Here is a 24,521-nt window from a genome sequence, read left to right as displayed (position 1 = left end):
TAGCTAAAGCAAAAAAAGTATAACGAAATTAAGCCTCCCTTTTGATGGGAGGCTTACTTATGAGGTAATCGATATGATTAGTGTTTTTGACATCTATAAAATCGGCGTTGGTCCTTCTAGCTCACACACTGTTGGTCCAATGAAAGCGGGTAAAGAATTTATTGATGATCTTCGTTCAATGGGAAAATTGCGCGACATCACTAAAATCACCGTTGACGTTTATGGATCACTATCACTGACAGGGAAAGGTCACCACACAGATATCGCAATCATCATGGGTCTTGCTGGCAATACCCCTGAGAAAGTAGATATCGACTCTATCCCGGGCTTTATTGCTCGCGTAGAAGAAACTGAGCGCCTTCCTGTTGGCATGCACTGTCACACAGTATCGTTCCCTAAAGAAGGCGGTATGAACTTCCATACTACTAACTTATCGCTACACGAAAACGGCATGCAAATCCACGCGTGGATTGATGACGAAGTAGCATACTCTAAAACGTATTACTCAATCGGTGGTGGTTTCATCGTCGATGAAGAGAACTTCGGTAAAGAAGAAGAGAACCCAATCAAGGTTCCTTACACCTTCACTACCGCTGAAGAGCTAGTGAACCAGTGTAAAGAGCACGGTCTTTCTATCAGTACTTTGGTAATGAAGAACCAAGCGGCTCTTCACTCTGATGAAGAGTCACGTACATACTTTGCGAACATTTGGAAAACAATGCGCGAAGGTATGGATCGCGGTATGAATACTGAAGGTATTCTGCCTGGTCCACTACGTGTACCTCGTCGTGCAGCAGCACTTCGTCAACAGCTACTAACGTCAGAGAAAACCTCTAACGATCCAATGGCAGTTGTAGACTGGGTAAACATGTTTGCTTTCGCTGTTAACGAAGAAAACGCAGCGGGTGGTCGTGTTGTAACGGCTCCAACTAACGGCGCATGTGGCATCATCCCTGCTGTTCTAGCGTACTACGACAAGTTCATCCAAACCGTAACTGAAAAAGATTACATCCGTTACTTCGCAGCTTCTGGCGCGATCGGCGGTCTTTACAAGCGTAACGCATCTATCTCAGGTGCTGAAGTAGGCTGTCAGGGCGAAGTTGGCGTGGCATGTTCTATGGCCGCAGCTGGTCTTGCTGAGCTTATGGGCGGTAGCCCAGAGCAAGTATGTATGGCTGCAGAAATCGCGATGGAGCACAACCTAGGTCTAACTTGTGACCCTGTAGCTGGACAGGTTCAGGTTCCATGTATCGAGCGTAACGGTATTGCTGCAGTTAAAGCAATCAACTCAACTCGCATGGCACTACGCCGTTCATCTGCACCAACAGTATCTCTAGATAAAGTTATCGAAACGATGCTAGAAACGGGTAAAGACATGAACGCTAAATACCGTGAGACATCTCAAGGTGGTCTAGCGATTAAAGTTATTTGCTAACTTTAAAGTGATCTTTAGTCAAAATATCAAGTGGCTCAAACCGTATTGATTATTTTGACAATATAATGGCGACGTAACAGTCGCCATTTTTGTATGAGTAGATCCACGATCTACAACTAGAATATTGGTTCAGAATCAAAAAATAGAGATGAGAGAATATGATTGCACTCAAACCAGCTAAGTTAAAAGACTTTGCCAGTTTAATGCAGCTAGAAGTATTACCGGAGCAAAAAGCCTGTCACCTACCCTTCGAACAGGCCTACCATAAGCGTTCAAAGTATGACGTTATCCTCACACTCTATATTGAACAGCACCCTGTTGGTTACGTTGTAATAGATAAAGCATTTTCTCATTACGCTACATTTGCACGCCGACACGAGCTTGGGCTCAAATACATTGTTTTGGATAAAAGCTATCAGAAGAAAGGACACGGTCGTCGAGCGATAAACAAACTGCTTGTTTACGCAAATGCGATTGACTCCAACAGTGACTCAATATGTGTCACCTTACCCGCTGACGATAACGAGTCACAACAGTTTTTTAAAGCACTCGGGTTTGATGAAGAAGCGAAGTTATTTTTTGGTAAAAATGGCAAAGAGCGCATCATGCGCCATAAGCTTTAGGTAGCCAATCGACATCGCGAATGACTACCTGTTGTTTTGCATGAAGCGAAACTATTCTCCGCGATAAATACAACCCGCAGTGCAAGTCTCTTTTATTTCAACTTTACTTAATAGTGGCAACGATGGCTTTAGTTGTTGCCAAATCCACTTTGCCAACACTTCACTGGTTGGGTTTTCTAGGCCCTCTATATCATTAAGGTAATAATGATCTAGTTGGTCATAGATCGGCTTAAATGCGGCCTTTATTTCAGCGAAATCGACAACCCAGCCAGTATGTGGATCAACATCACCTTCCACGTAAAGGCGAACTAAAAAGGAGTGTCCATGCAAGCGACCACATTTATGCCCTTCTGGCACATTTGGTAAGTGATGGGCAGCTTCAAACATAAACTCTTTATACAACTCGGTTTTCATCCAATTTACCTATACTAGCATTGAGCCGCCCATACTAACCAAGTTGGCGTCCAAGCTCCAGTTTACCTATCATCTAAGCAATAAACGCAAAGCATTATTTCCCCAAAAAACCAAACATGCGTCGTATATACGTCACGATGACAACATTTTGACCACATTGAATATGCATCACAATTACTAAACCCCCACTCCGTGTAAGGTCACAATTAAACTACGTAATTGTAACAACTTAGCTCACATTTCAATAAAATTGCCGCATTCATTCCAATAAAAAGTAAATCAATATGCGCTCTTCAATTACTTTCAAGCTTCTTATCGCATTAGTTCTGGTTTTTGGTTGTGTTCTCGCTGTATCCACAACCTATCAATACCAACAACAGAAAGAACTTATCCATGACGTATTGAGTGAGCAGCTACATGATAAGGCGAGCAACTATTTTGATAGCCTAAATATGATGATGCTGACAGGCACTATGTCGCAAAAAGAAACCTTACGCGAAAAAGCATTAGCTCAAGATGGAATTGAAGACGTTAAAGTACTGAGAGCCGAAGCGGTCAATAAAATTTATGGCTCAGGCGGCACGAACCAAGCAGCTGCTGATGATATTGACAGAAGAGCGCTCGCCGGTGAGCTAGTCATCGAGCCGATCAGTGCGGATTGGGGTAAAGGATTAGTGGTAGCGCTACCAATGAAGTCGAGCCTAGATTATCGTGGTACTAACTGTGTTGGCTGTCACGCCGCTCCAGAAGGCGAAGTTCTAGGAGCTATTCGTCTCGAATACAATATGAACCACGTTAATTCGATGGTAAGCAAACAAGCCATGTTTGCTGTAGCGATCATGTCATCAATTATGTTTGTTGGCTTCGCCCTGACTATGATGCTAACGCGAAAAATAGTGGTTACTCCACTGCAAGCTGCGTCTCAGTTCATGTCTCAACTATCTGAATCAAAAGACTTATCAGGCCGATTGCAATCCAAACAGAGCGATGAAATCGGATTGTTAACTAATTCAATCAATTCGTTTATGGATACGGTGAGTGATAGCCTACACAACGTCCAGCAAACCAGTCACTCCTTATCGAACTCCGCCAATCGCCTGACTGATGTTGCGCAATCCACTGATAGAGCAGCCAATAATCAACAAGTGGAAACCAATGATGTGCAAAGCAACATCAACAATATGCTTGAACAGCAAGACCATACTGAGCAAGCGACACTAGATGCTACTACCCTCGTCAATCATACAGTTGAAGTCGTCACTCAAAGCGCAACAAGTGCACACAATGTGAGCGATGATATAAAGAAACTCGTCGGCTCAATCGACAATGTAAAAGAGAAAATATCTTCATTAAACGATCAAACCACTGAAGTGTCATCGATTCTTGAAGTCATCAGTAGTATTGCGGAACAAACCAACCTACTCGCGCTAAATGCAGCAATCGAGGCAGCGCGTGCAGGTGAACAAGGGCGAGGCTTTGCCGTAGTTGCTGAAGAAGTGAGAAATCTCGCGGCAAGAACAGCAGAAGCCACGGGAAGCATCGAAAATATCATCGAACAATTCCAGCAAGGTAGCCAAGAGTCTCTCTCATCGGTCGATCAGGTAAGCACCCAAGCACATCAACGCTCGGAAGACATTGAAAACCTTTCAAGCACTATGCATAACGTTGTCGCTGAAATGCATCAAGTACTTGAACATACGCGTGAAATACAACAAAAAACTCAAGCGACCTCTTCAGTTAGCCATCACATCCAAGGCAAAGTAGATACCATTACCGCCCATGCTGACGATACCTCGCAATTTGCCTCACAAACTCGCGACATTAGCCTAGACTTAGAGCAGTTGTCTGAGCGCCTTGAGCAACTTATCAACCAATTTTCGTTAGGTCACCGCAATCATATAGAAAAATAGCGAATTTATCGGCCTTAAAACGATAATAAAGGTTGAAGCAATCGAATTGACAGGTAATATGTTCATTCGATGAAAAAGTAATGACAACCCAATGTTTTGGTGGAATTTCAGTCAAACAGACTGCACACTTCATCGCTCAAACATTGGGTTCTATTTTTGCCCTAATCCTTAATGGAGATTATTGTTAACATGACTTACGCGCCTGTAAAAGACGTACTGAGTGGTAAGCTAGCAGTAGACAGTGAAGTAACTGTTCGCGGCTGGATCCGTTCACGTCGTGATTCCAAAGCTGGAATTTCTTTCCTTGCCATCTATGACGGCTCTTGTTTCGACCCGATTCAGGCCGTGGTCCCTAATAATCTTAATAATTACAACGACGAAGTGCTAAAGTTAACCACTGGCTGCTCTGTTGAAGTAACTGGTAAGGTTGTGGATTCACCTGCTGCTGGTCAAGCATTCGAGCTTGCAGCAACTGAAGTGAAAGTTGTAGGTTGGGTTGAAGATGCTGATACATACCCAATGGCGAAAACTCGTCACTCTATCGAGTATCTACGTGAAGTAGCTCACCTACGTCCGCGTACTAACGTAATGGGTGCAGTTGCGCGTGTTCGTAACTGTCTATCGCAAGCGATTCACCGTTTCTACCACGAGCAAGGCTACTTCTGGGTTTCTGCTCCGCTAATTACTGCTTCTGATGCAGAAGGTGCTGGTGAAATGTTCCGCGTTTCAACGCTAGACATGGAAAACCTACCTCGCACAGATGAAGGTAAAGTAGACTACAACGAAGATTTCTTCGGCAAAGAGACTTTCCTAACAGTATCTGGTCAGCTAAACGCAGAAGCTTACGCTTGTGCACTAAGCAAAGTTTACACGTTCGGTCCGACTTTCCGTGCTGAAAACTCAAACACCAGCCGCCACCTAGCGGAATTCTGGATGGTTGAGCCTGAAGTTGCGTTCGCAGAACTTGACGACGTAGCAAAACTTGCTGAAGACATGCTGAAATTTGTATTCAATGCTGTACTAGCAGAATGCCGCGATGACCTTGAGTTCTTTGCTCAACGTATCGATAAAGAAGCAATCACTCGTCTAGAGCAGTTTGTATCTTCTGACTTTGCACAAGTTGACTACACTGACGCAATCCAGATCCTTCTTGATTCAGGTCGTGAGTTCGAGTTCCCTGTTGAATGGGGTATCGATATGTCTTCTGAGCACGAGCGTTACCTAGCAGAAGAACACTTCAAAGCACCAGTAATCGTTAAGAACTACCCGAAAGACATCAAAGCATTCTACATGCGTGCGAACGATGACGGTAAGACTGTAGCGGCAATGGACGTTCTAGCACCAGGCATCGGCGAAATCATCGGTGGTTCTCAACGTGAAGAACGTCTAGAGATCCTAGATGCACGTATGCGTGAAGTAGGCATCGACCCAGAACACATGAGCTGGTACCGCGATCTTCGTAAATACGGCACAGTACCACACGCTGGTTTTGGCTTAGGTTTCGAGCGCCTAGTATCTTACGTAACAGGTATGGGCAACGTTCGTGACGTAATCCCATTCCCACGTACACCACGCTCTGCAAACTTCTAATCACTGATTAGCAAGTCAGAACATATATTAAGACCTCCCAAGTGGAGGTCTTTTTTTAAGCAAAAAATAGCTGATAAACACTCTTTTTCATCTCTTTCGCCACTAAATTGCGAATAAAGCCTATCTATCAACAATTATCTTGCCCATTTTTCACGATTATCCATGAATTCTTTTCAATCCTGTTCACCTTGCGAACAATAATGAAAAGTAAATTGCCGCAATTGGTTATATATCCAAGTAACCTCAAGGTGCTAGGTTCAACAAGAATACCTAGGTTTGCAGACATGAAGCGCAAAGTTGCAATTTATATTCCATACTTGGTTAAGAGATTCTCGCACATTATTCCGGAGGCTATGATGAAACAATTTACTATGGATGACTTGTCATATAATGGCGCACATCAAGGGGTACATAGCTGGAACCACCCAGATGGAAGCAATCCCTACTATTGGCATCCTGAATGGCTGCATATCGCTGAAGATGCCATGGGGCTCCATCCTAAAAAACAACTCAACGTTCCTGATGGCGAAACTGCAACCGAAGAGCATGCTAAGCAAGCCATTGTCGACCATCTCAATGAACGGTAACTAATTCTCAATTCGATGCCACCCAAACGGTTGGCATCACATTATTTTTGTCGGTATATGCTAAATTTACACTGCAAGAGTGAACTTTATCTAATAATGTAATAAGCGACAAAATAATGAAAAAATACAACGAAGACGATATTCAATACAAAGGTGAATCAAACGGCGTCCACACATGGACAACCCCTTCAGGACAACCTTACTACTGGCATCCTGACTGGCTTCATATCGCACAAGAGGCGACTGGTCACCATCCAAAAGCAGAGATCGAAGTACCCCACAACGAAACCGTGACCAAGAAGCATGCACTGAATGCCATTCTGGCGGATCTAAACAACTGGGCCACCAAAGCGATGTCAAATAATCCTGACTTTGAAACCCAAGCACATGAATCCCAAATAGACCTGAAAAAGTAATGTTGTAACGATCGAAACCCGCTTGGTTTCGGTCGTTTTACTTAATCAAACTCCCCTCCAGTTTAAATTTTTATAAAACCTCTCTAAAAACAGCACTTATCCGGCACGCTGTTACTTTCTTCCATTACTTGCTTAACATCGTTGCTTTTGTATATAAGGGTTTTCGCTTACTTCTGAATTTTTATTTCAAGACAAACATAGAGCACTACTTTCTGTTTATCTTGTGCTAAAGCGGCAAATTAACCAAACGATTGCTTAATGAAACCTATTGAATTGACTTCACTTTGACTAATAGTGAATAAAATTTCTAGTTTCTACCCATTTAGTGTTGTCTCTTGTGCAGCATACAGGTATAAATATTCAAGTTACACATTATCCCCCTTCGATTAACATGGATGACGATTATGTTTGAAAAAGTAGTTGCTGCACCAGCTGACCCTATCCTCGGTCTTACGGAAGAGTTTAAAAAGGACCCGCGCGCTGAAAAAATTAACCTTGGCGTCGGTATTTATAAAAATGAACAAGGCGAAACGCCAGTTCTAGCGACAGTTAAGAAAGCTGAAGCCGCTCTTGTCGAAACTGAGAAGACCAAGTCTTACCTAACAATCGAAGGTACGGCAGAATACGGTCTGGCTGTACAAAAACTACTATTTGGTAACGATGCTGAAATCGTTGCGGAAAAGCGAGCAAAAACAGCGCAAGCTCCGGGTGGTACTGGTGCCCTTCGCGTAGCAGGCGAATTCATTAAACGCCAATTAGGCGACGTTAAAATCTGGATCAGTAACCCTACTTGGGCGAACCACATCGGTGTATTTACTGCTGCAGGTCTTGAAACTGCGCAATACAGCTACTACAACGCGGAAACTAAGGATAAAGATTTCGCAGCGATGGTTGCTGACTTAGAAAAAGCGGACGCTGGCGATATCGTACTACTGCACGGCTGCTGCCATAACCCAACAGGTATTGATCCAACAGCTGAAGAATGGGAAGTGCTGGCGAAACTTGTCGCAGAGAAAAAATTACTTCCGTTATTCGACTTTGCATACCAAGGTTTCGGTTCTGGTGTAGAAGAAGATGCTGCAGGTCTGCGTACTTTTGCTAAGTACAATAAAGAAATTTTAGTTGCGAGTTCATTTTCGAAGAACTTCGGTCTGTACAATGAGCGTGTGGGTGCGTTTACACTCGTAGGTGAGTCTGCAGATGTAGCTGCGACAGCATTTTCACAAGTAAAAGCAATCATTCGCTCTATCTACTCAAATCCACCAGCACACGGCGCTGCAGTCGTTAACTATATTCTTAACGATGCGGACCTACGTGCAGAATGGGAAGCAGAAGTAAAAGAGATGCGCGACCGTATTCAAGAAATGCGTGAACTGTTTGTTGCAACGCTGAAAGAGCAAGGTGTTGATGCAGACTTTAGCTTTATCGAGCGCCAAAACGGTATGTTCTCATTCTCAGGTCTAAGCAAAGAGCAAGTAACTCGTCTAAAAGATGAGTTTGGTATTTACATTGTTGGCTCGGGTCGTATCAGTGTTGCAGGCATGACTAAAGCAAACATGTTACCGCTTTGCCAAGGTATTGCAGCTGTACTGTAATATTGCAGTCTATAGATAAGAAAAAGCCAGCTTTTCAGCTGGCTTTTCTTTTGGATAAAGAATCAATGAAACCACAATACTTTAAGGTTGGTATAAACAAACTTAAACCACTATAGCGTCACCATTAATTCATCCTGCTCCAAACTCTGGATATCCACTTCTAATCGTTGTTGGATTCGTTCTAATTGCTCTTGATCTAGCTCATAGGGCATAACCAAACGCAATTCATGGATACCTTCTGACTTTGCGAGCTCGAGAAGTGTGTGGATATTTGACTCATCGCTGCGACTTGCAGAAAGAGATTTCATCGCTTGATTTTTTAACCGCTCTTCTGGTGTCCACGACTGTTGAACCGTGTCTTTCCAAGCAATACTGAAAACAGGTGAAATCGTGCTTATCGCTTCAAGAAACGTCCATTTCTTGCTGTAAGCCTCACCTAAAAATGAGGTATAGTCAAAAACCACACTTGCCTTGCCTTGATGTTCCATATCATCTCCCGTAGATCAGGCAACAAGTACGTTAAATATCTGTCAAGATGCGTAATAGATCAATAGGATATAGAACATCGGTCTTTTATGCCTTTTTTATCATTCAAAAAGGCATATAAAAACCAAGAAAGTAACAATCAAAATACAATTTATCGATATAGAAAACCAGTTGCGTAATATTTGTATCACCAAAATAAATCATTAATATTATTAATGATCTCAATAGAAATCACTTTATATCGATAACTCGACTGGCTTTTTTGTATTGAATCTTCCAACCTTGCCACCTCGGTAACTCCCAACGTTTCGGGTCTCCTTTACGTAAACCATCTCGATACACGACATAAATAAGCTTTCTCTTTGGGTAATATTCGACGTCTAAATTAAGGTCGCCCAGTTGCAACTGAAATGGATGTTGCTCGGCAAAGTCGGCATATTGCCAATACGGAATGCCTTTAAACACAAAGTCATCAGCACTGAACAGTTCTAGTTCATCAAGGTCTTGTAGCTCTAATAGTTCCAATTGATCACGAAACCATTTATCAAACGTAATATCATGATGATCATTGCAATCTGCTAAACCCATCTCTACATAAATACGCCAGTGGTCAATCTCAGCTTTGCGCTGCGGATACAAACCGACTAATTTCGTCTCAGCTTTGACCGCCTCAAGTATAGGTTGTAGTGCCAATTCCCCCTGCGCGATCTGCTTAACCGTTGCAATGATACGCCCAGCATAAACAAGCTGCATTTCAACAAAGGTACCTTCTTGTTCGATAATCGTCTCGCCTTGTTGCCAATCACCAATTGATAACGATTGGAGCAATTGAAAATCAAGTGGCATTATCTCTGTTGCCAGCGTCAACGTCTGCTTAACACCCCGTCCCGGAAGGCTGTGCGTACCGAGCACCAACGCGGCCTCAATAGAGGTGGATAAGCGACTATCTCGGCCTATCATCACTTCCATCTCGCCGTTACCCATTGCCTCTTTACGCTTATTACGGCGAACAAAAACCAGCTCTGGATGTAAACGCGCAATCGCCGCCACCCATTGACGATGCTCATAACGCGAAGCCACTTCCAGCATAGGTAATTCGAAGATCTCACGCATTTGTTCCGATAGCCCTCTAGCTTCCTCTAATGCGTCTTGATCGACTGAGACAGCTGGAAACACTTTACCGCGCAAAATTGCCACTGATAACTGCCCATCACACCCTCTACTTTCCTCTTTAGCCAGTAACTCTAATTGTTCTTCGTCACCACTAAGTCGGTATAACTTAGCTGGCGTGGCTAGCACAGCGGTATAATCAATCATCGCTTCTTGCAAAGCACGATTCGGCATTCGAGTAACCAAGTCCGCGAGTAATGCATCTATCGGTAAAGGGGAAATAACACGACCATGTTCCGTTGCTCGACCATCGCTATCTATCGCTTGCATTCCCAACAGCAACTGCTGGGCTTGAACCAAGGACTTCTCAGGTAATGGTTCAAGAAAGTCCAACTGTTGTAACGGCTCGTGGCAACTAGCAGAAGCAAGCATCGCCTCCGTCAAAGACTCACGAAACATCTCTGGCGGCGTCACGCTTATCAAGGCAGCATGCTCACCATACAGGCGAATACAGTGGCCATCCATCACACGGCCAGCACGACCAGCACGCTGTTTAGCGCTCGCTTGTGAGATGTGTTTAAGACTGAGCGTCGTTCTTCCGTTACGCTGCTCTGTACGGCGCTCCAAACCAGAATCAACCACCACCGCAATATTTGGAATAGTCAAAGAAGTTTCTGCAACATTAGTTGCTAACACCACTTTGACTTGTGGTTGAGGATTAAGGGCAATTTCACGCTGTTTATCATTCACTGACGCATGAAGCGGCGCAATCACAACCCCCTCAATACCCGCTAACATTTGCGCGCATTGGCTTATCTCTTTGCGCCCAGGCAAGAAGACTAGAATATCGCCACTTGCCGATTCTAGCTCACGCAACACTTCAACTTTGATGCGCTGCTCAAGGTGACGAATATCGGGCAACTGACGCGAATCCATAGCCTGATGTGAGATAGACACTTGGTAGGTTCGCCCCTCGGCTTGCAGTCGCTCTGCGCCTAGATAGCGAGCCAACTTTTCGCCTTCGATGGTCGCAGACGTTAACACAATACGATGTTGTTGATGTCGCTTGAATAACGCCACCAGTAAATCACTATCCCAGCGGCGTTCATGAAATTCGTCAACAATAACGATATCAAACGCACTGAGGCGGTCTTCGGCATACCAACGCAGTGCCACACCCGGCGTAACAAACACCACTTGGCTGTCGTCACTAAATCTGGTCTCAAGCTTGATTGCGTAACCTATCGATTCACCGACCATCTCACCTCTCAACTCGGCTAAATACTCCGCCAAAGAAGTACAGGCAATTCTGCGCGGCTCAACCACCAAAACGCGTCCTTGTTCACTCGCCCAAAGTGGCAATCGGGTTGATTTCCCCGAGCCAGTTTCAGCCTCGACAACTAAGTGGCTATGTTTTAGCTTTTCAACAAAAGTTGGTTTAAGTGAATCGATCGGTAACACTGTCATTATTATGTGGTTTTTATGAATTTAATGGAGATTATAACAGTAACCCTGTTAACTTCTCACTCTGAGTTACGTTCCTTGTTACTCATCGATTCCCAGTTTACAATATGCAGTTATATATCTAGCTCAATTTGGCAAAAAGCCGATAAAGCTAGAAACTAACGGTCACCATGTTTCGTTCTCGACTATAGGTTCTCAATGTACAACGATAAACGTCCACTCTATATCCCTTTCGCAGGTCCTGCTCTTTTAAGTACACCGCTACTGAACAAAGGCAGTGCCTTCTCTGCTGAAGAGCGTATTTCATTTAACCTTGAAGGCTTGCTACCAGAAACAACTGAAACGATTCAAGAGCAAGTTGAGCGTGCTTATCAACAATATCGTAGCTTCGAAAATGATATGGATAAGCATATCTATCTGCGTAATATCCAAGATACCAACGAGACACTGTTTTATCGTTTAGTTCAGAATCATATTTCTGAAATGATGCCAATCATCTACACCCCGACTGTCGGTGCTGCATGTGAAAACTTCTCAAACATCTACCGTCGTGGACGCGGTCTGTTTGTGTCGTACGCCAATCGCGAACGCATGGATGACATCTTAAACAATGCTTCAAACCATAACGTAAAAGTTATCGTAGTAACGGATGGTGAGCGTATTTTGGGTCTGGGTGACCAAGGTATCGGTGGCATGGGTATTCCAATTGGTAAACTGGCGCTATACACCGCTTGTGGTGGTATTAGCCCTGCATACACATTGCCAATCGTCTTAGATGTGGGCACCAACAACCCACAACGTCTTGCTGATCCAATGTACATGGGCTGGCGTCATCCACGTATCACAGGTCAAGACTATGATGCGTTTGTGGAAGAGTTCATTCAATCAGTACAACGTCGCTGGCCTGATGCACTGATTCAGTTCGAAGACTTTGCGCAGAAAAACGCAATGCCACTGCTGGAGCGCTACAAAGATCGCATCTGCTGCTTTAACGACGATATTCAAGGCACTGCCGCAGTAACCGTAGGTTCGCTGCTAGCCGCTTGTCAAGCGGCGGGAAGCAAGCTTTCAGAGCAACGGGTGACATTCCTAGGTGCAGGTTCTGCCGGTTGTGGTATCGCTGAAGCGATCATCGCACAAATGGTCTCTGAAGGTATCTCTGATGAGCAAGCGCGCTCGCAGGTTTACATGGTTGACCGCTGGGGTCTGCTGCAAGAAGGTATGCCGAACCTATTAGACTTCCAGCAAAAGCTGGTACAAAAAGCGGATCACACTGCGGAATGGCCAAACGAAGGTAATGGTTTCTCACTGCTTGACGTAATGGCGAATGCTAAACCAACCGTACTTATTGGTGTATCTGGCGCACCAGGCCTGTTTAGTAAGGAAGTGATTAAGGAGATGCACAAGCACTGCCCGCGTCCGATCATCTTCCCACTTTCTAACCCTACCAGCCGTGTTGAAGCGACACCAAACGACATCATTCGTTGGACTAACGGTGAAGCATTAGTGGCCACTGGCAGCCCATTTGATCCGGTAGTACACGATGGTAAAACTTACCCAATCGCGCAATGTAACAACAGCTACATCTTCCCGGGTATTGGTTTAGGTGTGTTGGCGGTATCTGCCCGTCGCGTAACGGATGAAATGCTACAAGAGTCAAGCCGCGCTTTAGCGACTTGCTCTCCATTGGCCATTAACGGACAAGGTGCGCTACTGCCACCTTTAGAAGCCATCCATACTGTTTCTAAAAAAATCGCCTTTGCAGTGAGCAAAAAAGCCATTGAGCAAGGTGTAGCGCAAGAAATTACTGATGAAGCTTTAGAAGAGGCAATCGAAGCATACTTCTGGCAACCAGTATACCGCCGCTACAAACGCACTGCGTTCTAAACTAAAAAACACTTCACTAAGCCCCGAGTAATTTGGGGCTTTTTCATTGGAGGAGTTATGTGGGAATTTTTTGAACCTGCCGGACGTTACATTGCCAGTTATCTAAACGAGATATCTACCGCATTAGTTGCTTGTTCTTTAGTCATGTTAGGTGGTGAGATCAATGCTAGCCTTAGAAGATTACTAAAATCACAAAACTTTGTTGTTAGAACTTTCGTATTCATATTGATTAATGCGTTTGGATACGGCTTAATCATAGTGAAAGCAACCCCTTACCTCACTCGGACACTTAACCAATTGCCCTATGGCATGATGTTTGTGATTGTGACCAGCTGTTTTATAGCCATTGGTTTGTGGGCTCAAAGGAATAGACAGATTTAGTGCGTAATATTTTTCAACACCATTCATCAAATCAATACTTCAAGTTTGCGACTAAGGCATTCAAGTACGCCCTAGCCGTCGTTCTTCTAGCGGTCGTAACTTTGATTGCGATAGATCGTTGGGTGAGCATCCAAACTCAAGATCAACTTTACTTTTCTATCGATGAAGTACAGCCACATAATGTCGCTGTCGTGCTTGGTACCAGTAAGTATTTAGGCAAAGTGCTCAATGAATATTACTTACATCGAATTGACGCGGCGATCGATCTTTATAAACAAGATAAAATCGCCAACTTTTTGCTCAGTGGCGACAATGCCCACCGCTCCTACAACGAACCGTGGACAATGAAGCGGGACTTGCTGCGCGCTGAAGTACCAGAAGAGCGCATTTTCCTCGATTATGCGGGCTTTCGAACTCTAGATTCAGTGATTCGAGCCAAAGAAATTTTTGATACTGATAACTTTTTGATTATTTCGCAGCAGTTCCACTGCGAACGAGCACTGTTTATTGCAAACTTTCACGATATACAAGCCAAGTGCTTAGCGGTCGCTGGCCCAACTAAGCACTCTGGTTACAAGGTGAGACTAAGAGAAGTCTTTGCCCGCGCTAAAGCCGTTCTAGACTTATATATTACCCAAGCAAAACCTAAATTCCTCGGACCAAAAGAGCCAATTGTAGAGCCCGAAAAACAAAGCTCTAGAGAACCACTCTCCTAAGTGAGTATTCTTATCTCAGCGCCAGCCACTTCGACTCGGTTTCTACCGCAACGCTTAGCTTGATAGAGCAGCTCGTCTGCTCTAGCAATCATTTCCTGAGGGGTTTCATCCCCCATTTGCACCACACCAAAACTTGCAGTTAAGACTTGTCCGTGCATCCATCGATATTGCTCGCACTTCTGACGTAGTCGCTCAGCAAGCATGTAAGCTTGTTTCAGTGTCGTTGAAGAACAGAATACAACGAACTCCTCTCCTCCCCATCGAACCAAACGGTCGGTGACTCGCAACTCTTCCATAAGAACCATGGTAAACTCGCGTAAAATGTCATCGCCCATTTGGTGACTAAAGTCATCATTGACGCGTTTAAAATTATCGATATCAATGTAAATTATTGAAAGCTGTTCCGTCGGTTTAACATAGCGACTGAATTGCTCTTCCAGCCATCCTCTAACGGCATGCCGATTCATCGCCCCGGTCAGCGCATCACGATTGGCTTGTTCCGCAAACTGGATATTCTGCTGGCGCAACCTGCGATTAAGCGAGCTTAAGTGCGCTCGACGCTTTTCCGCTTCCATCGCTCTATTACGGCTATTACGAATTTCTAGAAAGCTAAATGCAATCGCAAAACTAACCCACATAATTAACAGAGCAAACATCAAGGTTTCAGTATGGATATAGTATCCGACAAACTCTATTTTCTTAATCCGCAGTTGATAGAGCCCCTCTTCTGCACCGGAGCCTGTTGCTAACTCAATTCGATTAATATTATTAAATTCAGGTCCTGAGTGCTCAATGGGTATCTGATTATCCACCAGCCACCAAGTAAGCACTTGTAGATTTTTCAACGGTATTTGTAACGGTTGACTATAGTCCGCCTGACGATAATCCAAGCCGTTGTACTTATGCGTGTATTCGTCATCGGGAAGGGAGTAAGCAGGGTTATAGTTACGTAAGTAAAAACGTAGAGTTGGGCTAGTGTTAGTATCCAGACGAACAAAATCCACATCTAAGCGAACCGTGTGAAAGTCGGAAAAATCTATACCATGAGTTGGGTCTTGAGAGTCGATTTGAATCGAAACACCGCAGTATGGCCATTTATAGTCTGGACTATTGCTCAAGGTACAATTGAGTTGAACTCCGCCGTCTTTTAAAGGAAAAAGACTACTTGTCGAAGCCCCTTTTTGTACCTGATCATTAGTCGGTAAAAACACAAATTCTTCTGGACTAATTCGATATGTTTTCTTTTCGCCAAACTGCCAATGTAGTGTAATCAACACCACTGTGATAAAAAATAAGATAAAAATTAGCTTATGAATCGTATTCACAATGCACTCACTTAATACAACCGACTATTGATATTTTGTAATTATTAGACTGATAAAACTCCGGCGAATATGGCTTGGGCACTCATTGACACACGCAAACCTCGTCGAATTTCTTCAGATACCGAATGTACGCCCATTTGCACTTATTTTACAGTTTTCACATTAGCATCAGGTAATATTTCTGAGCGACTTCATAATCACAACAAAAAAAGATGCGATTAGCGCTGTAAAGAAAATGTACTCAAAGCGCAAGTCGACAAAAATTTTGATAAGCTAGTCATTATAGACTTCTATACCCAAACAACTTGAAGGTGTAGGTAGGCAAGTTTCTGAGTGCCAGTCAACACCGCTGCAACTTCAAGTAGGACAGGTATATTAAAGTCCGAGTCCTTCGCATTTTACGCCGGTAAGCGGTTCTATCACCCCAGCCGAAATCGTCGGTAAATTGGCTGTAAATACAGCGTGCGAACAAAAAAATAAATACAATACAAAGCAAAACCATAAGAGCAAAGTCATGTCATTAAACATCACAGGCACATTGAGCAAAATGCGCTCAACCCTCGATGACCAAGTCCATTACCGATTACCTGTTGGTGAGGAACTGGTTGATTTAAAACCTTATATCGGGCAATCAATCACGCTAACCCATACAGGTAATATCTTCTGCCAATCATGCGGTAAGAAAACCAAGAAGAGCTATTCACAAGGCCACTGTTTTGTGTGTATGAAGAAGCTTGCGAGCTGTGACATGTGCATCATGAAACCTGAGACTTGCCACTACGAACAAGGCACCTGTCGTGAGCCACAATGGGGCGAAGAAAACTGCATGGTTGACCACTTTGTTTACCTATCAAACACCTCAAGCCTAAAAGTGGGCATCACTCGTCACACGCAGATTCCTACACGTTGGATTGATCAAGGTGCGACACAAGGTTTACCTATTTTTAAAGTCAAGACTCGTCATATTTCCGGGCTAATCGAAATTGAATTGGCGAAGCATATTGCTGATAAGACCAATTGGCGTACTCTGCTTAAAGAAGATGGCCAACCTATCGCGCTTGAAGAAAAGTTCGCTGAACTGTTGCCATTAGTGACGGAAAAAATTGCTGAGATCAAGCAGCAATATGGGGACGATGCGATCGAGATACTGAGCGAATCAATTACTCCTATCGCCTACCCTGTACTGGAGCACCCGAAAAAGATCACCTCGCACAACTTTGATAAAAATCCGGTGGTAACGGGTCTATTGCAAGGCATCAAAGGGCAATACCTAATTTTCGACACAGGCGTGATCAATATTCGTAAATTCACCTCTTACGAAGTGACGGTGAGTGACGAGTAATTCACCGCTCTAAATACAACAGAGCCACAATTAGGTGGCTCTATTTGTTTGATGCTTGACGATGTGTAGATGGTCACTACCTAACTAGATACTCTGTAACACATCTAGTGCATCAAACAATCGGTCAATCTCTTGCTTGGTGTTGTAGTGCATCATGCCTATGCGCACTATGCCCTCTTCAAGTTGCAACTGCCTGACCAGTCCTAGCGCATAAAAATGCCCCGCACCTAAGCAAATATTTAGCTCGCCCATCGCTGACGCAATTTGGCTTGGTGAGTAATTATCAAACGTTAAAGCAAAAGTAGGCGTTCTTGTTTGGCTATCGACACTCCCTCGCCCGAGTAAAGTGACTCCAGGCATTGCGCTCAACCTTTGTAAAAAGTAACCGCTTAATTCAGTCTCATATCGATTATAAATCGCGTAACTTTGGTCCAGTCGAGTACGTAAGCTCTCACCACCATCACCCCACTGAGCAAGATACTCGATGGTTGCAACTAACCCAGCGAGCGCCTCAAAACTCTGAGTCCCCGTCTCAAACCGAGCAGGTCCTAAATCGGGTGCAGGTTCAACTTTGTACGGTTGTAGCGACTGAAGCCATTTAGGCGCCATATAGGCGATGCCGACATGAGGACCAAAAAACTTATAGGCCGAACAAACTAAAAAGTCACAGCCAAGCGCTTGTACGTCAATAAGGTGATGTGGCGCATAATGCACCGCATCAACATACACTTGAGCGCCCACTTGTTTAGCTGCCTTGACCACAGGAGCAACATCCACGATCGACCCAGTCGTATTCGACGCTAAGGTCAGCGCAATAAGGCGTGTCTTAGGCGTGATCATTGAAAGCAAATGGGAGACATCCAAACTACCATCATGCGGATTCACTTGCGCAACTTTAACGGTCACCTGCTTATCTTCCGCCGCCTGCTGCCAACTACTGACGTTGGCATAGTGATCCAACCCCGTCACAATCACCTCATCACCAACTTGCCAATTGCGACTAATCGCTCGGCTTAGCGAGAAGGTTAACGATGTCATGTTGGCACCAAAAATGATGGAATCACTGCTTTGAGCATTAAGCAGTGCCTGACAAGACTGACGTGCTTGCAGCATTAGTTCCGTCGTCACTTGGCTAGAAAAATATGGTGCGCCAAGATTAGAATTAAAATGATTTAGGTAACTCACCATCGCCTCTAACACCGACTCCGGTACTTGTGAACCACCCGGACCGTCGAAAAAAGTAACCGGTAAGTCATTGTGAGTCTGATGCAAAGCGTTGAATTGAGCCCGCACCTTATCAACTGAAAACTCAGGAGTGAAGTTCATTAACGCCTTCCTTAGCAGTGAGTACGAATAGGTCCATATAACCTTCTTTGCCATTTTCCACTGCGCGTATCGGGCACGCGTTGTGCCATAATTCTCTGTCAGCGAGCATGGCAACTTCGCCATTTTGCAACACTTTGCGAAAGAAAGGCGCTTCATTACTGTCGCTATAGAGCATGATCTCACCACCGACAATATTGCGACGACCAATACCAATCAAAGCGATATGATCAAAACCATCTTGATGCACGCCTTCTGGCGCTACTTGAGTTTCATCGTAAACGGTGGCGATACGAATCTGATGAATTTCGATTTCTTGTCCATTAGGTAAAGCGTTCTTATTGACGAACAGTTGGCACAATTCGCGCATTCCCTCGCCAAGCAAAGTAGATTCAAGCAAAGGTTCAAACTGACGAACGATGTTACCTTGGAAGCGATTGATTTGATCAGACTGAACAAAATCATTCTTGCCTGTCACGACAACTTGATTATCGACAAACTTAATCACCGAATAACGTCTCAATCGATACTGACCATCTGCATGATCCGTTTTCGGTAACGATTCAAACGATGGCGATAATTGATTGATCGCATCACCGCTGAGACTGGTAATCTGTAACGTGTTCTCGTGACTATGTAACATCATCGACTCCTTAATGACTATACAAACGCTCTAGTTGAATTAACATTCCATTTACATACACTTTTGCGCAATCATCCCGCCAGATCAATAGTTAATAGTATTTAACACCATCATTTTCACAAATTTGAAACATAATTTCATCAGTAAAAAATTTATTAGTGAAAGATGTTGATTTTGACTTTTGCTACTGAGAAAAAGTAGCACAGTTCACTGCCCCATGAATTTATTTTCTTCTATTACAAACACTTAACTATATAACTGCTGATGATTTTCTACTAATTTCAAGGCATCTGTGCCAAGAATTAGCACTATTTTATATCGTCACAGCGTGTGCAAACTAAACAACGCCAAATCTGTAACACCATATTGGTATAACTTATTGCGATATATTTAAATTTATTGGCTTGAATGTCCTTTTCCTAACCCCATTATTTCTAATACAATCGAAAGTAATATTTTTTAGAGTGATTCCCACATCGCCAACGGCGTGGCTCGGGTAAATGCTTAATGGAGCGCTAATGAGCAACGTAAAACACTGCAACCTACTAATCCTTGGTTCTGGCCCAGCTGGCTATACTGCGGCTGTTTATGCAGCACGTGCCAACCTCAAACCAGTACTCGTAACTGGCATGCAGCAAGGTGGACAACTCACCACCACGACTGAAGTTGAAAACTGGCCAGGTGACCCTGAAGGTCTAACCGGTCCTGCACTCATGGATCGCATGAAAGAGCACGCAGAGCGTTTTGAAACTGAAATGCTGTTTGACCACATCAACCAAGTTGATTTTAGTCAGCGTCCTTTCCGCTTATTTGGTGATAGTGGTGAATACACTTGTGATGCGTTGATTATCTCTACCGGTGCGTCGGCGAAATACTTAGGCTTAGAGTCTGAAGAAGCGTTTAAAGGTCGCGGTGTTTCTGCTTGTGCAACTTGTGACGGTTTCTTCTATCGTAATCAAAAAGTCGCGGTTGTTGGTGGTGGTAATACTGCGGTTGAAGAAGCCTTGTATCTATCGAACATTGCCTCTGAAGTGCATCTAATTCACCGCCGTGATAGTTTCCGTGCTGAAAAGATCCTAGTAAAACGCCTAATGGATAAAGTCGAAAACGGTAATATTATTTTGCATACCGACCGCACATTAGAAGAAGTCGTGGGCGACGACATGGGTGTAACCGGCGTTCGTTTGAAACACACGCAATCTGACGCGATTGAAGAATTGGAAGTGATGGGTGCATTCATCGCCATCGGTCACCAACCGAATACCGCTATTTTTGATGGTCAGCTTGAAATGAAAGATGGCTATATCATTGTTAAATCAGGTTTAGATGGCAATGCAACGCAAACCAGCGTCGAAGGCATTTTTGCCGCTGGTGATGTGATGGACCATAACTACCGCCAAGCAATCACTTCTGCGGGTACCGGTTGTATGGCGGCACTGGATGCTGAGCGCTACCTAGATAGCTTAGCTGATAAGGCTTAATCTAGCGCTCTATCGGGTCCACTCACATTTTTTCACTAAATCCCTAAAGCCCTGCGGTATTACCGCGGGGCTTTCTTTTGTATAATCACCAGTTCAAAAATAAAAAAACAGCAGTAAGCCTTCATAATGGATAAAAAGAAACAACGCAGCTTGAACAAGTGGCTACGTGAACAAAGTAAACTGGCGAAACGCTGGTTGCTTGTTGCGGTAGGCCTTGGTGTGTTTTCAAGCGTTTTGCTTTTGGGGCAGGCAGCTTTGCTCGCTTCGATCCTGCATCAATTAATTATTGAACAAGTCGACAAATCTACTCTGGTTGGACACTTCTTGGGTCTCGCGGCCATTGTTGCAATTCGCGCTCTATGCTCATGGGGACGTGAAATTGCGGGTTACCGCTGCGGTGAACAAATCCGACTCTATATTCGCCAACTTATCCTCGATAAGCTGCGCGAACTTGGCCCTGCCTATATTAAAGGCAAGCCAGCTGGTACTTGGGCAACGCTGCTGCTTGAGCAAGTGGAAGAGATGCATGACTTCTTTGCGCGTTATTTACCGCAAATGTCACTGGCAGTGTTGGTGCCGTTCATTATTCTCGTAGTGGTATTCCCTGTGAACTGGGCGGCAGGTTTAATCTTCCTGATCACCGCTCCGCTCGTGCCACTATTCATGGCACTTGTCGGCATTAAAGCGGCTGACGCAGGTCAGAAAAACTTCAAGGCCCTGCAAAGACTATCGGGTCACTTTTATGACCGCTTACAGTCGATGACCACCATTCGTCTGTTTGACCGAACTAAAGCAGAAACTGAATTGATGCAAGGCGCATCAGAGGTATTCCGCTCTCGCACAATGGAAGTACTGCGCATCGCCTTTCTTTCATCAGCAGTGCTCGAATTTTTCACTTCAATATCGATTGCACTCACCGCCGTCTACTTTGGTTTTGCCTTTATCGGTGAACTCAACTTTGGTGACTACGGCGTAGGCGTCACTTTATTTGCGGGTATGTTTGTTTTGATCCTCGCGCCAGAGTTTTACCAACCGCTGCGCGATCTTGGTACTTTCTATCACGCCAAACAGCAAGCAGTCGGTGCGGCAGAAAGCATCGTCGAATTTCTCGAAACTGACGTGACGGCAGTGAAATCTGGCACGACCCCTCTGGCAGATAACAGCACAATTACCATCAAAGCCAGCGATTTAGAAGTTTTCAGCCTTGAAGGCAAAAAGCTGCTTGGTCCAGTTAGCTTTGAGATTAACGCCCATCAAACCACCGCATTGGTCGGTCCTAGTGGCGCGGGTAAAACTAGCCTCGTCAATGCGCTACTCGGCTTCTTACCTTATCAGGGTTCACTCACCATTAACGGTATTGAACGTTCTAATTTGGACTTAGCTGACTGGCGTAAAAACATCAGTTGGGTTGGGCAAAACCCATTGCTTTTGCATGGCACCATCCGTGAAAACATCACCCTTGGTAAACACGATGTCTCTGAACAAGCGATTGCCGCGGTGCTTGAAGACTCTTTTGCCGCTGAATTTGTTAATCAACACGGCTTAGATTACCCAATCTCCGATCGTTCTGGCGGTCTCTCGGTTGGGCAAGCGCAGCGCCTAGCACTGGCGCGAGCAATGCTGCAAAACGGTCAGTTCTGGCTCCTTGATGAGCCAACTGCAAGTTTGGATGCGCGTAGCGAGCGTTTGGTGACACAAGGTCTAAATCATCAGATTCAAGATAAGAGTGCGCTCATCGTTACCCACCAACTTGCGCCGCTGCAAAGCGTTAATCAAATTTTGGTTATGCAAGATGGTCAAATCGTACAAGCTGGTGAGTTTGACTTACTGGCCAATAGTGAAGGTTTATTTAAACAAATGCTCAGCGCCAACCAAGCACTACAGCAACAAAATGAGGGTAGCCTAGATGCGTGATTTAATCCCTTATCTAAAACTGTATAAGAAACACTGGTTTGGTCTATCGCTTGGCATGTTGCTCGCGTTCCTAACTCTATTCGCTTCTATCGGCCTGTTAACTCTTTCAGGATGGTTCCTCTCTGCAGCGGCAGTGGCAGGTTTAACTATCGCTCGTGAAACCTTTAACTACATGCTACCCGGTGCATTTGTTCGAGGCTTCGCCATGGGTCGAACCGCGGGTCGTTGGGGTGAGCGCGTGGTTAGCCACAACGCCACCTTTAAGCTACTGACTGATTTGCGTATTTTCTTCTTTAAGAAGCTGGCACCACTGGTTCCGGGTAAAGTCGCTAACCTGCGCGATGCGGACCTACTCAACCGTCTAATTGCTGATATCGACGCAATGGATCATGTTTATCTGCGTCTTATTAGCCCTATGGTGGTTGGCCTACTCGGGATTGCGGCATTAACCGCTGTTCTGTGTTGGTTTGACCAAGCTCTGGGCTTAACGCTTGGTGGCATCTTACTGACACTGCTGATCCTATGGCCAATTCTGTTCTACAAATTGGGCAAGCGAAATGGTAGTGAGCTAACACAAAACAAAGCTGAATTACGTATTACAACGCTAGATTGGCTGCAAGGTTACAGCGAACTCACTTTGTTTGGCGCAGAAGAGCGTTACCGCAATGCGATTTATTCTGCGCAAGAAAAGCTGCTAAAGAATCAGTTCTTCGATGCGCATTTTTCAGGGCTTGCTCAAGCTCTACTTATGCTAGCAAATGGTTGGACATTAGTGCTGATGCTTTGGCTAGCCGCTGATGGCGTTGCAGGCGCTAAGCCTGACCCTATGATCGCTCTATTTGCTTTTGCGACGATGGCAAGTGTCGAACTCTTGATGCCAATAGCTGGAGCATTCCAGCACCTTGGAAAAACGTTGACTTCTGCGCGTCGATTGAACGAAGTAATCCTTGCAGAGCCTGACGTGCAATTCCCAGAGCAAAATGTTGACCATTCTGGTGAGTTCAGCGTTGAATATCGCAATGTTGGCTTTACCTACCCTGATGGAAACAACCCTGCGCTTGAACAAATCAATCTATCGATTGCTGGACAGCAACGCGTTGCAATTGTAGGTCAAACTGGTTCAGGTAAATCCACCTTGCTGCAGCTGCTGACTCGCTACTGGGATGTCAACCAAGGTGAACTGCTGATTGCTGGCAAGCCTATCCAAGAGTGGAGTGAGACACAGCTTCGCCAAGCGATCACCGTAGTGAGCCAGCGAGTTGACGTGTTGAATGGCACGCTTCGCGATAACCTAATCTTAGCCAAACCTGATGCTGACGATGACGAAATCAGCCTCGCACTGCACAAAGTTGGCTTAAGTAAATTACTTGAGGGCGAAACGGCAGACAAGAGCGGCTTAGATGCTTGGCTTGGTGACGGTGGTCGCCAGCTGTCTGGTGGTGAAAAGCGCCGTATCGGTATTGCGCGAGCCTTACTCCATAATGCACCGATTCTATTGCTAGACGAACCAACTGAAGGTTTAGATAAGCAGACAGAACAGCAAATAATGACCCTGTTTGAGAAGCATTTTGAAGGTAAAACGGTGTTATTCATCACCCACCGTTTGGTAAACCTCGATAAGATGGACGCAGTATGCTTGATTGAGAACGGTCAAATTGTTGAGCACGGTTCTCACCATGAACTTATCGAGCAACAAGGTCGTTACTACCAACTCAATCAAACGCTCTAGTCAGCATTATTTAGTATTACCAAGGCCGTGAGAAATTCTCACGGCCTTTTTGTTTCAATCAACCTTTGCAATGAATTTGCCCTGCTAGCTTGTGAAATGTCTATTTTTGGCACAAGCTGAAATTATTGCTTTGTCACTTTAGGTACTAAA

At 44.6% G+C, this 24,521-nt stretch carries 20 protein-coding genes; 14 read left to right on the top strand and 6 right to left on the bottom strand.

Annotated features, from left to right (window positions below):
• Positions 1-73: 73 nt before the first annotated feature.
• Both IRQ95_RS02890 and IRQ95_RS02885 read left to right on the top strand, forming a co-directional pair.
• Positions 74-1,435 carry an L-serine ammonia-lyase gene (locus IRQ95_RS02890; RefSeq protein WP_194435507.1) on the top strand — a complete coding sequence of 454 codons (1,362 nt, stop codon included), beginning with the start codon at positions 74-76 and terminating at the stop codon, positions 1,433-1,435.
• 158 nt (positions 1,436-1,593) lie between these two features.
• Positions 1,594-2,058 (top strand): GNAT family N-acetyltransferase, encoded by a 465-nt coding sequence (locus IRQ95_RS02885; RefSeq protein ID WP_194435506.1) that lies wholly within the window; start codon positions 1,594-1,596, stop codon positions 2,056-2,058.
• Positions 2,059-2,109: 51 nt separating this feature from the next.
• Here IRQ95_RS02885 and queD read toward each other — a convergent pair whose 3' ends face one another.
• Entirely contained in the window at positions 2,110-2,472 is a 363-nt protein-coding gene (queD, locus tag IRQ95_RS02880) for a 6-carboxytetrahydropterin synthase QueD (RefSeq protein WP_194435505.1), read from the bottom strand.
• A 284-nt stretch (positions 2,473-2,756) separates the two neighbouring features.
• Between queD and IRQ95_RS02875 the strand changes: the two genes are divergently transcribed.
• The 5 genes from IRQ95_RS02875 to IRQ95_RS02855 all read left to right on the top strand — a co-directional run bounded on the left by IRQ95_RS02875 (position 2,757) and on the right by IRQ95_RS02855 (position 8,570).
• Positions 2,757-4,382 carry a methyl-accepting chemotaxis protein gene (locus IRQ95_RS02875; protein WP_194435504.1) on the top strand — a complete coding sequence of 542 codons (1,626 nt, stop codon included), beginning with the start codon at positions 2,757-2,759 and terminating at the stop codon, positions 4,380-4,382.
• 189 nt (positions 4,383-4,571) lie between these two features.
• Positions 4,572-5,972, top strand: coding sequence for an asparagine--tRNA ligase (asnS, locus tag IRQ95_RS02870; RefSeq protein ID WP_194435503.1), 1,401 nt, complete (start codon positions 4,572-4,574; stop codon positions 5,970-5,972).
• A gap of 356 nt (positions 5,973-6,328) precedes the next feature.
• Complete coding sequence (locus IRQ95_RS02865) at positions 6,329-6,559, top strand: hypothetical protein (protein ID WP_194435502.1); 231 nt, start codon at positions 6,329-6,331, stop codon at positions 6,557-6,559.
• Between the two features lie 116 nt (positions 6,560-6,675).
• Positions 6,676-6,975, top strand: coding sequence for a hypothetical protein (locus IRQ95_RS02860; protein WP_194435501.1), 300 nt, complete (start codon positions 6,676-6,678; stop codon positions 6,973-6,975).
• 404 nt (positions 6,976-7,379) lie between these two features.
• Entirely contained in the window at positions 7,380-8,570 is a 1,191-nt protein-coding gene (locus tag IRQ95_RS02855; RefSeq protein WP_194435500.1) for an amino acid aminotransferase, read from the top strand.
• Between the two features lie 110 nt (positions 8,571-8,680).
• Here IRQ95_RS02855 and IRQ95_RS02850 read toward each other — a convergent pair whose 3' ends face one another.
• Together IRQ95_RS02850 and IRQ95_RS02845 are read right to left on the bottom strand one after the other, a co-directional pair.
• Positions 8,681-9,058, bottom strand: a complete 378-nt coding sequence (locus IRQ95_RS02850) for a transporter (RefSeq protein WP_194435499.1) — start codon at positions 9,056-9,058, stop codon at positions 8,681-8,683.
• A gap of 229 nt (positions 9,059-9,287) precedes the next feature.
• Positions 9,288-11,633, bottom strand: a complete 2,346-nt coding sequence (locus IRQ95_RS02845; RefSeq protein ID WP_194435498.1) for a helicase-related protein — start codon at positions 11,631-11,633, stop codon at positions 9,288-9,290.
• Between the two features lie 195 nt (positions 11,634-11,828).
• Here IRQ95_RS02845 and IRQ95_RS02840 point away from each other — a divergent pair, with 195 nt between their 5' ends.
• Genes IRQ95_RS02840 through IRQ95_RS02830 form a run of 3 tightly spaced genes read left to right on the top strand, consistent with a single transcriptional unit; the run spans position 11,829 to position 14,614 of the window.
• Positions 11,829-13,517 carry an NAD-dependent malic enzyme gene (locus IRQ95_RS02840; protein ID WP_194435497.1) on the top strand — a complete coding sequence of 563 codons (1,689 nt, stop codon included), beginning with the start codon at positions 11,829-11,831 and terminating at the stop codon, positions 13,515-13,517.
• 57 nt (positions 13,518-13,574) lie between these two features.
• Complete coding sequence (locus IRQ95_RS02835; protein WP_194435496.1) at positions 13,575-13,898, top strand: DUF3392 domain-containing protein; 324 nt, start codon at positions 13,575-13,577, stop codon at positions 13,896-13,898.
• Positions 13,898-14,614: an ElyC/SanA/YdcF family protein gene (locus IRQ95_RS02830; RefSeq protein ID WP_194435495.1), complete on the top strand. Its 717-nt coding sequence runs from the start codon at positions 13,898-13,900 to the stop codon at positions 14,612-14,614. Before IRQ95_RS02835 ends, IRQ95_RS02830 begins: the two co-directional genes overlap by 1 nt.
• Here the strand turns inward: IRQ95_RS02830 and IRQ95_RS02825 are convergent.
• A complete protein-coding gene (locus IRQ95_RS02825; protein ID WP_194435494.1) occupies positions 14,611-15,939 on the bottom strand; it encodes a diguanylate cyclase in 1,329 nt (442 codons plus the stop codon). The two genes, IRQ95_RS02830 and IRQ95_RS02825, sit on opposite strands and share 4 nt — an antisense overlap.
• Before the next feature lie 514 nt (positions 15,940-16,453).
• On the opposite strand from IRQ95_RS02825, the gene IRQ95_RS02820 reads away from it, so the two are divergent.
• Positions 16,454-17,281 carry a DUF2797 domain-containing protein gene (locus IRQ95_RS02820; RefSeq protein ID WP_194435493.1) on the top strand — a complete coding sequence of 276 codons (828 nt, stop codon included), beginning with the start codon at positions 16,454-16,456 and terminating at the stop codon, positions 17,279-17,281.
• An 84-nt stretch (positions 17,282-17,365) separates the two neighbouring features.
• Here IRQ95_RS02820 and IRQ95_RS02815 read toward each other — a convergent pair whose 3' ends face one another.
• On the bottom strand, positions 17,366-18,607 hold the full coding sequence (locus tag IRQ95_RS02815) for a cysteine desulfurase-like protein (RefSeq protein ID WP_194435492.1): 1,242 nt from the start codon (positions 18,605-18,607) through the stop codon (positions 17,366-17,368).
• Positions 18,591-19,247: a 2OG-Fe dioxygenase family protein gene (locus tag IRQ95_RS02810; protein WP_194435491.1), complete on the bottom strand. Its 657-nt coding sequence runs from the start codon at positions 19,245-19,247 to the stop codon at positions 18,591-18,593. Before IRQ95_RS02810 ends, IRQ95_RS02815 begins: the two co-directional genes overlap by 17 nt.
• 518 nt (positions 19,248-19,765) lie before the next feature.
• Between IRQ95_RS02810 and trxB the strand changes: the two genes are divergently transcribed.
• The 3 genes from trxB (at position 19,766) to cydC (ending at position 24,371) form a co-directional block, all read left to right on the top strand.
• Positions 19,766-20,728 carry a thioredoxin-disulfide reductase gene (gene trxB / locus IRQ95_RS02805; RefSeq protein WP_194435490.1) on the top strand — a complete coding sequence of 321 codons (963 nt, stop codon included), beginning with the start codon at positions 19,766-19,768 and terminating at the stop codon, positions 20,726-20,728.
• Between the two features lie 126 nt (positions 20,729-20,854).
• Positions 20,855-22,642, top strand: coding sequence for a heme ABC transporter permease/ATP-binding protein CydD (gene cydD / locus IRQ95_RS02800; protein ID WP_194435489.1), 1,788 nt, complete (start codon positions 20,855-20,857; stop codon positions 22,640-22,642).
• On the top strand, positions 22,635-24,371 hold the full coding sequence (gene cydC, locus IRQ95_RS02795; RefSeq protein ID WP_194435488.1) for a heme ABC transporter ATP-binding protein/permease CydC: 1,737 nt from the start codon (positions 22,635-22,637) through the stop codon (positions 24,369-24,371). Before cydD ends, cydC begins: the two co-directional genes overlap by 8 nt.
• Positions 24,372-24,521: the final 150 nt, after the last annotated feature.

The organism is Vibrio fluminensis (assembly GCF_015278125.1).
Classification (GTDB): domain Bacteria; phylum Pseudomonadota; class Gammaproteobacteria; order Enterobacterales; family Vibrionaceae; genus Vibrio; species Vibrio fluminensis.
The sequence above is the reverse complement of the archived record's forward strand: the minus strand, read 5'-3'. Positions and strand labels throughout refer to the sequence as shown.

What these genes read in the sequence shown, in the direction of transcription:
- IRQ95_RS02890 (WP_194435507.1), top strand. Translation starts at nt 74, where the DNA reads ATGATTAGTGTTTTTGACATCTATAAAATCGGCGTTGGTCCTTCTAGC.
- IRQ95_RS02885 (WP_194435506.1), top strand. Translation starts at nt 1,594, where the DNA reads ATGATTGCACTCAAACCAGCTAAGTTAAAAGACTTTGCCAGTTTAATG.
- queD (WP_194435505.1), bottom strand. Translation starts at nt 2,472, where the DNA reads ATGAAAACCGAGTTGTATAAAGAGTTTATGTTTGAAGCTGCCCATCAC.
- IRQ95_RS02875 (WP_194435504.1), top strand. Translation starts at nt 2,757, where the DNA reads ATGCGCTCTTCAATTACTTTCAAGCTTCTTATCGCATTAGTTCTGGTT.
- asnS (WP_194435503.1), top strand. Translation starts at nt 4,572, where the DNA reads ATGACTTACGCGCCTGTAAAAGACGTACTGAGTGGTAAGCTAGCAGTA.
- IRQ95_RS02865 (WP_194435502.1), top strand. Translation starts at nt 6,329, where the DNA reads ATGAAACAATTTACTATGGATGACTTGTCATATAATGGCGCACATCAA.
- IRQ95_RS02860 (WP_194435501.1), top strand. Translation starts at nt 6,676, where the DNA reads ATGAAAAAATACAACGAAGACGATATTCAATACAAAGGTGAATCAAAC.
- IRQ95_RS02855 (WP_194435500.1), top strand. Translation starts at nt 7,380, where the DNA reads ATGTTTGAAAAAGTAGTTGCTGCACCAGCTGACCCTATCCTCGGTCTT.
- IRQ95_RS02850 (WP_194435499.1), bottom strand. Translation starts at nt 9,058, where the DNA reads ATGGAACATCAAGGCAAGGCAAGTGTGGTTTTTGACTATACCTCATTT.
- IRQ95_RS02845 (WP_194435498.1), bottom strand. Translation starts at nt 11,633, where the DNA reads ATGACAGTGTTACCGATCGATTCACTTAAACCAACTTTTGTTGAAAAG.
- IRQ95_RS02840 (WP_194435497.1), top strand. Translation starts at nt 11,829, where the DNA reads ATGTACAACGATAAACGTCCACTCTATATCCCTTTCGCAGGTCCTGCT.
- IRQ95_RS02835 (WP_194435496.1), top strand. Translation starts at nt 13,575, where the DNA reads ATGTGGGAATTTTTTGAACCTGCCGGACGTTACATTGCCAGTTATCTA.
- IRQ95_RS02820 (WP_194435493.1), top strand. Translation starts at nt 16,454, where the DNA reads ATGTCATTAAACATCACAGGCACATTGAGCAAAATGCGCTCAACCCTC.
- IRQ95_RS02815 (WP_194435492.1), bottom strand. Translation starts at nt 18,607, where the DNA reads ATGAACTTCACTCCTGAGTTTTCAGTTGATAAGGTGCGGGCTCAATTC.
- IRQ95_RS02810 (WP_194435491.1), bottom strand. Translation starts at nt 19,247, where the DNA reads ATGTTACATAGTCACGAGAACACGTTACAGATTACCAGTCTCAGCGGT.
- trxB (WP_194435490.1), top strand. Translation starts at nt 19,766, where the DNA reads ATGAGCAACGTAAAACACTGCAACCTACTAATCCTTGGTTCTGGCCCA.
- cydD (WP_194435489.1), top strand. Translation starts at nt 20,855, where the DNA reads ATGGATAAAAAGAAACAACGCAGCTTGAACAAGTGGCTACGTGAACAA.
- cydC (WP_194435488.1), top strand. Translation starts at nt 22,635, where the DNA reads ATGCGTGATTTAATCCCTTATCTAAAACTGTATAAGAAACACTGGTTT.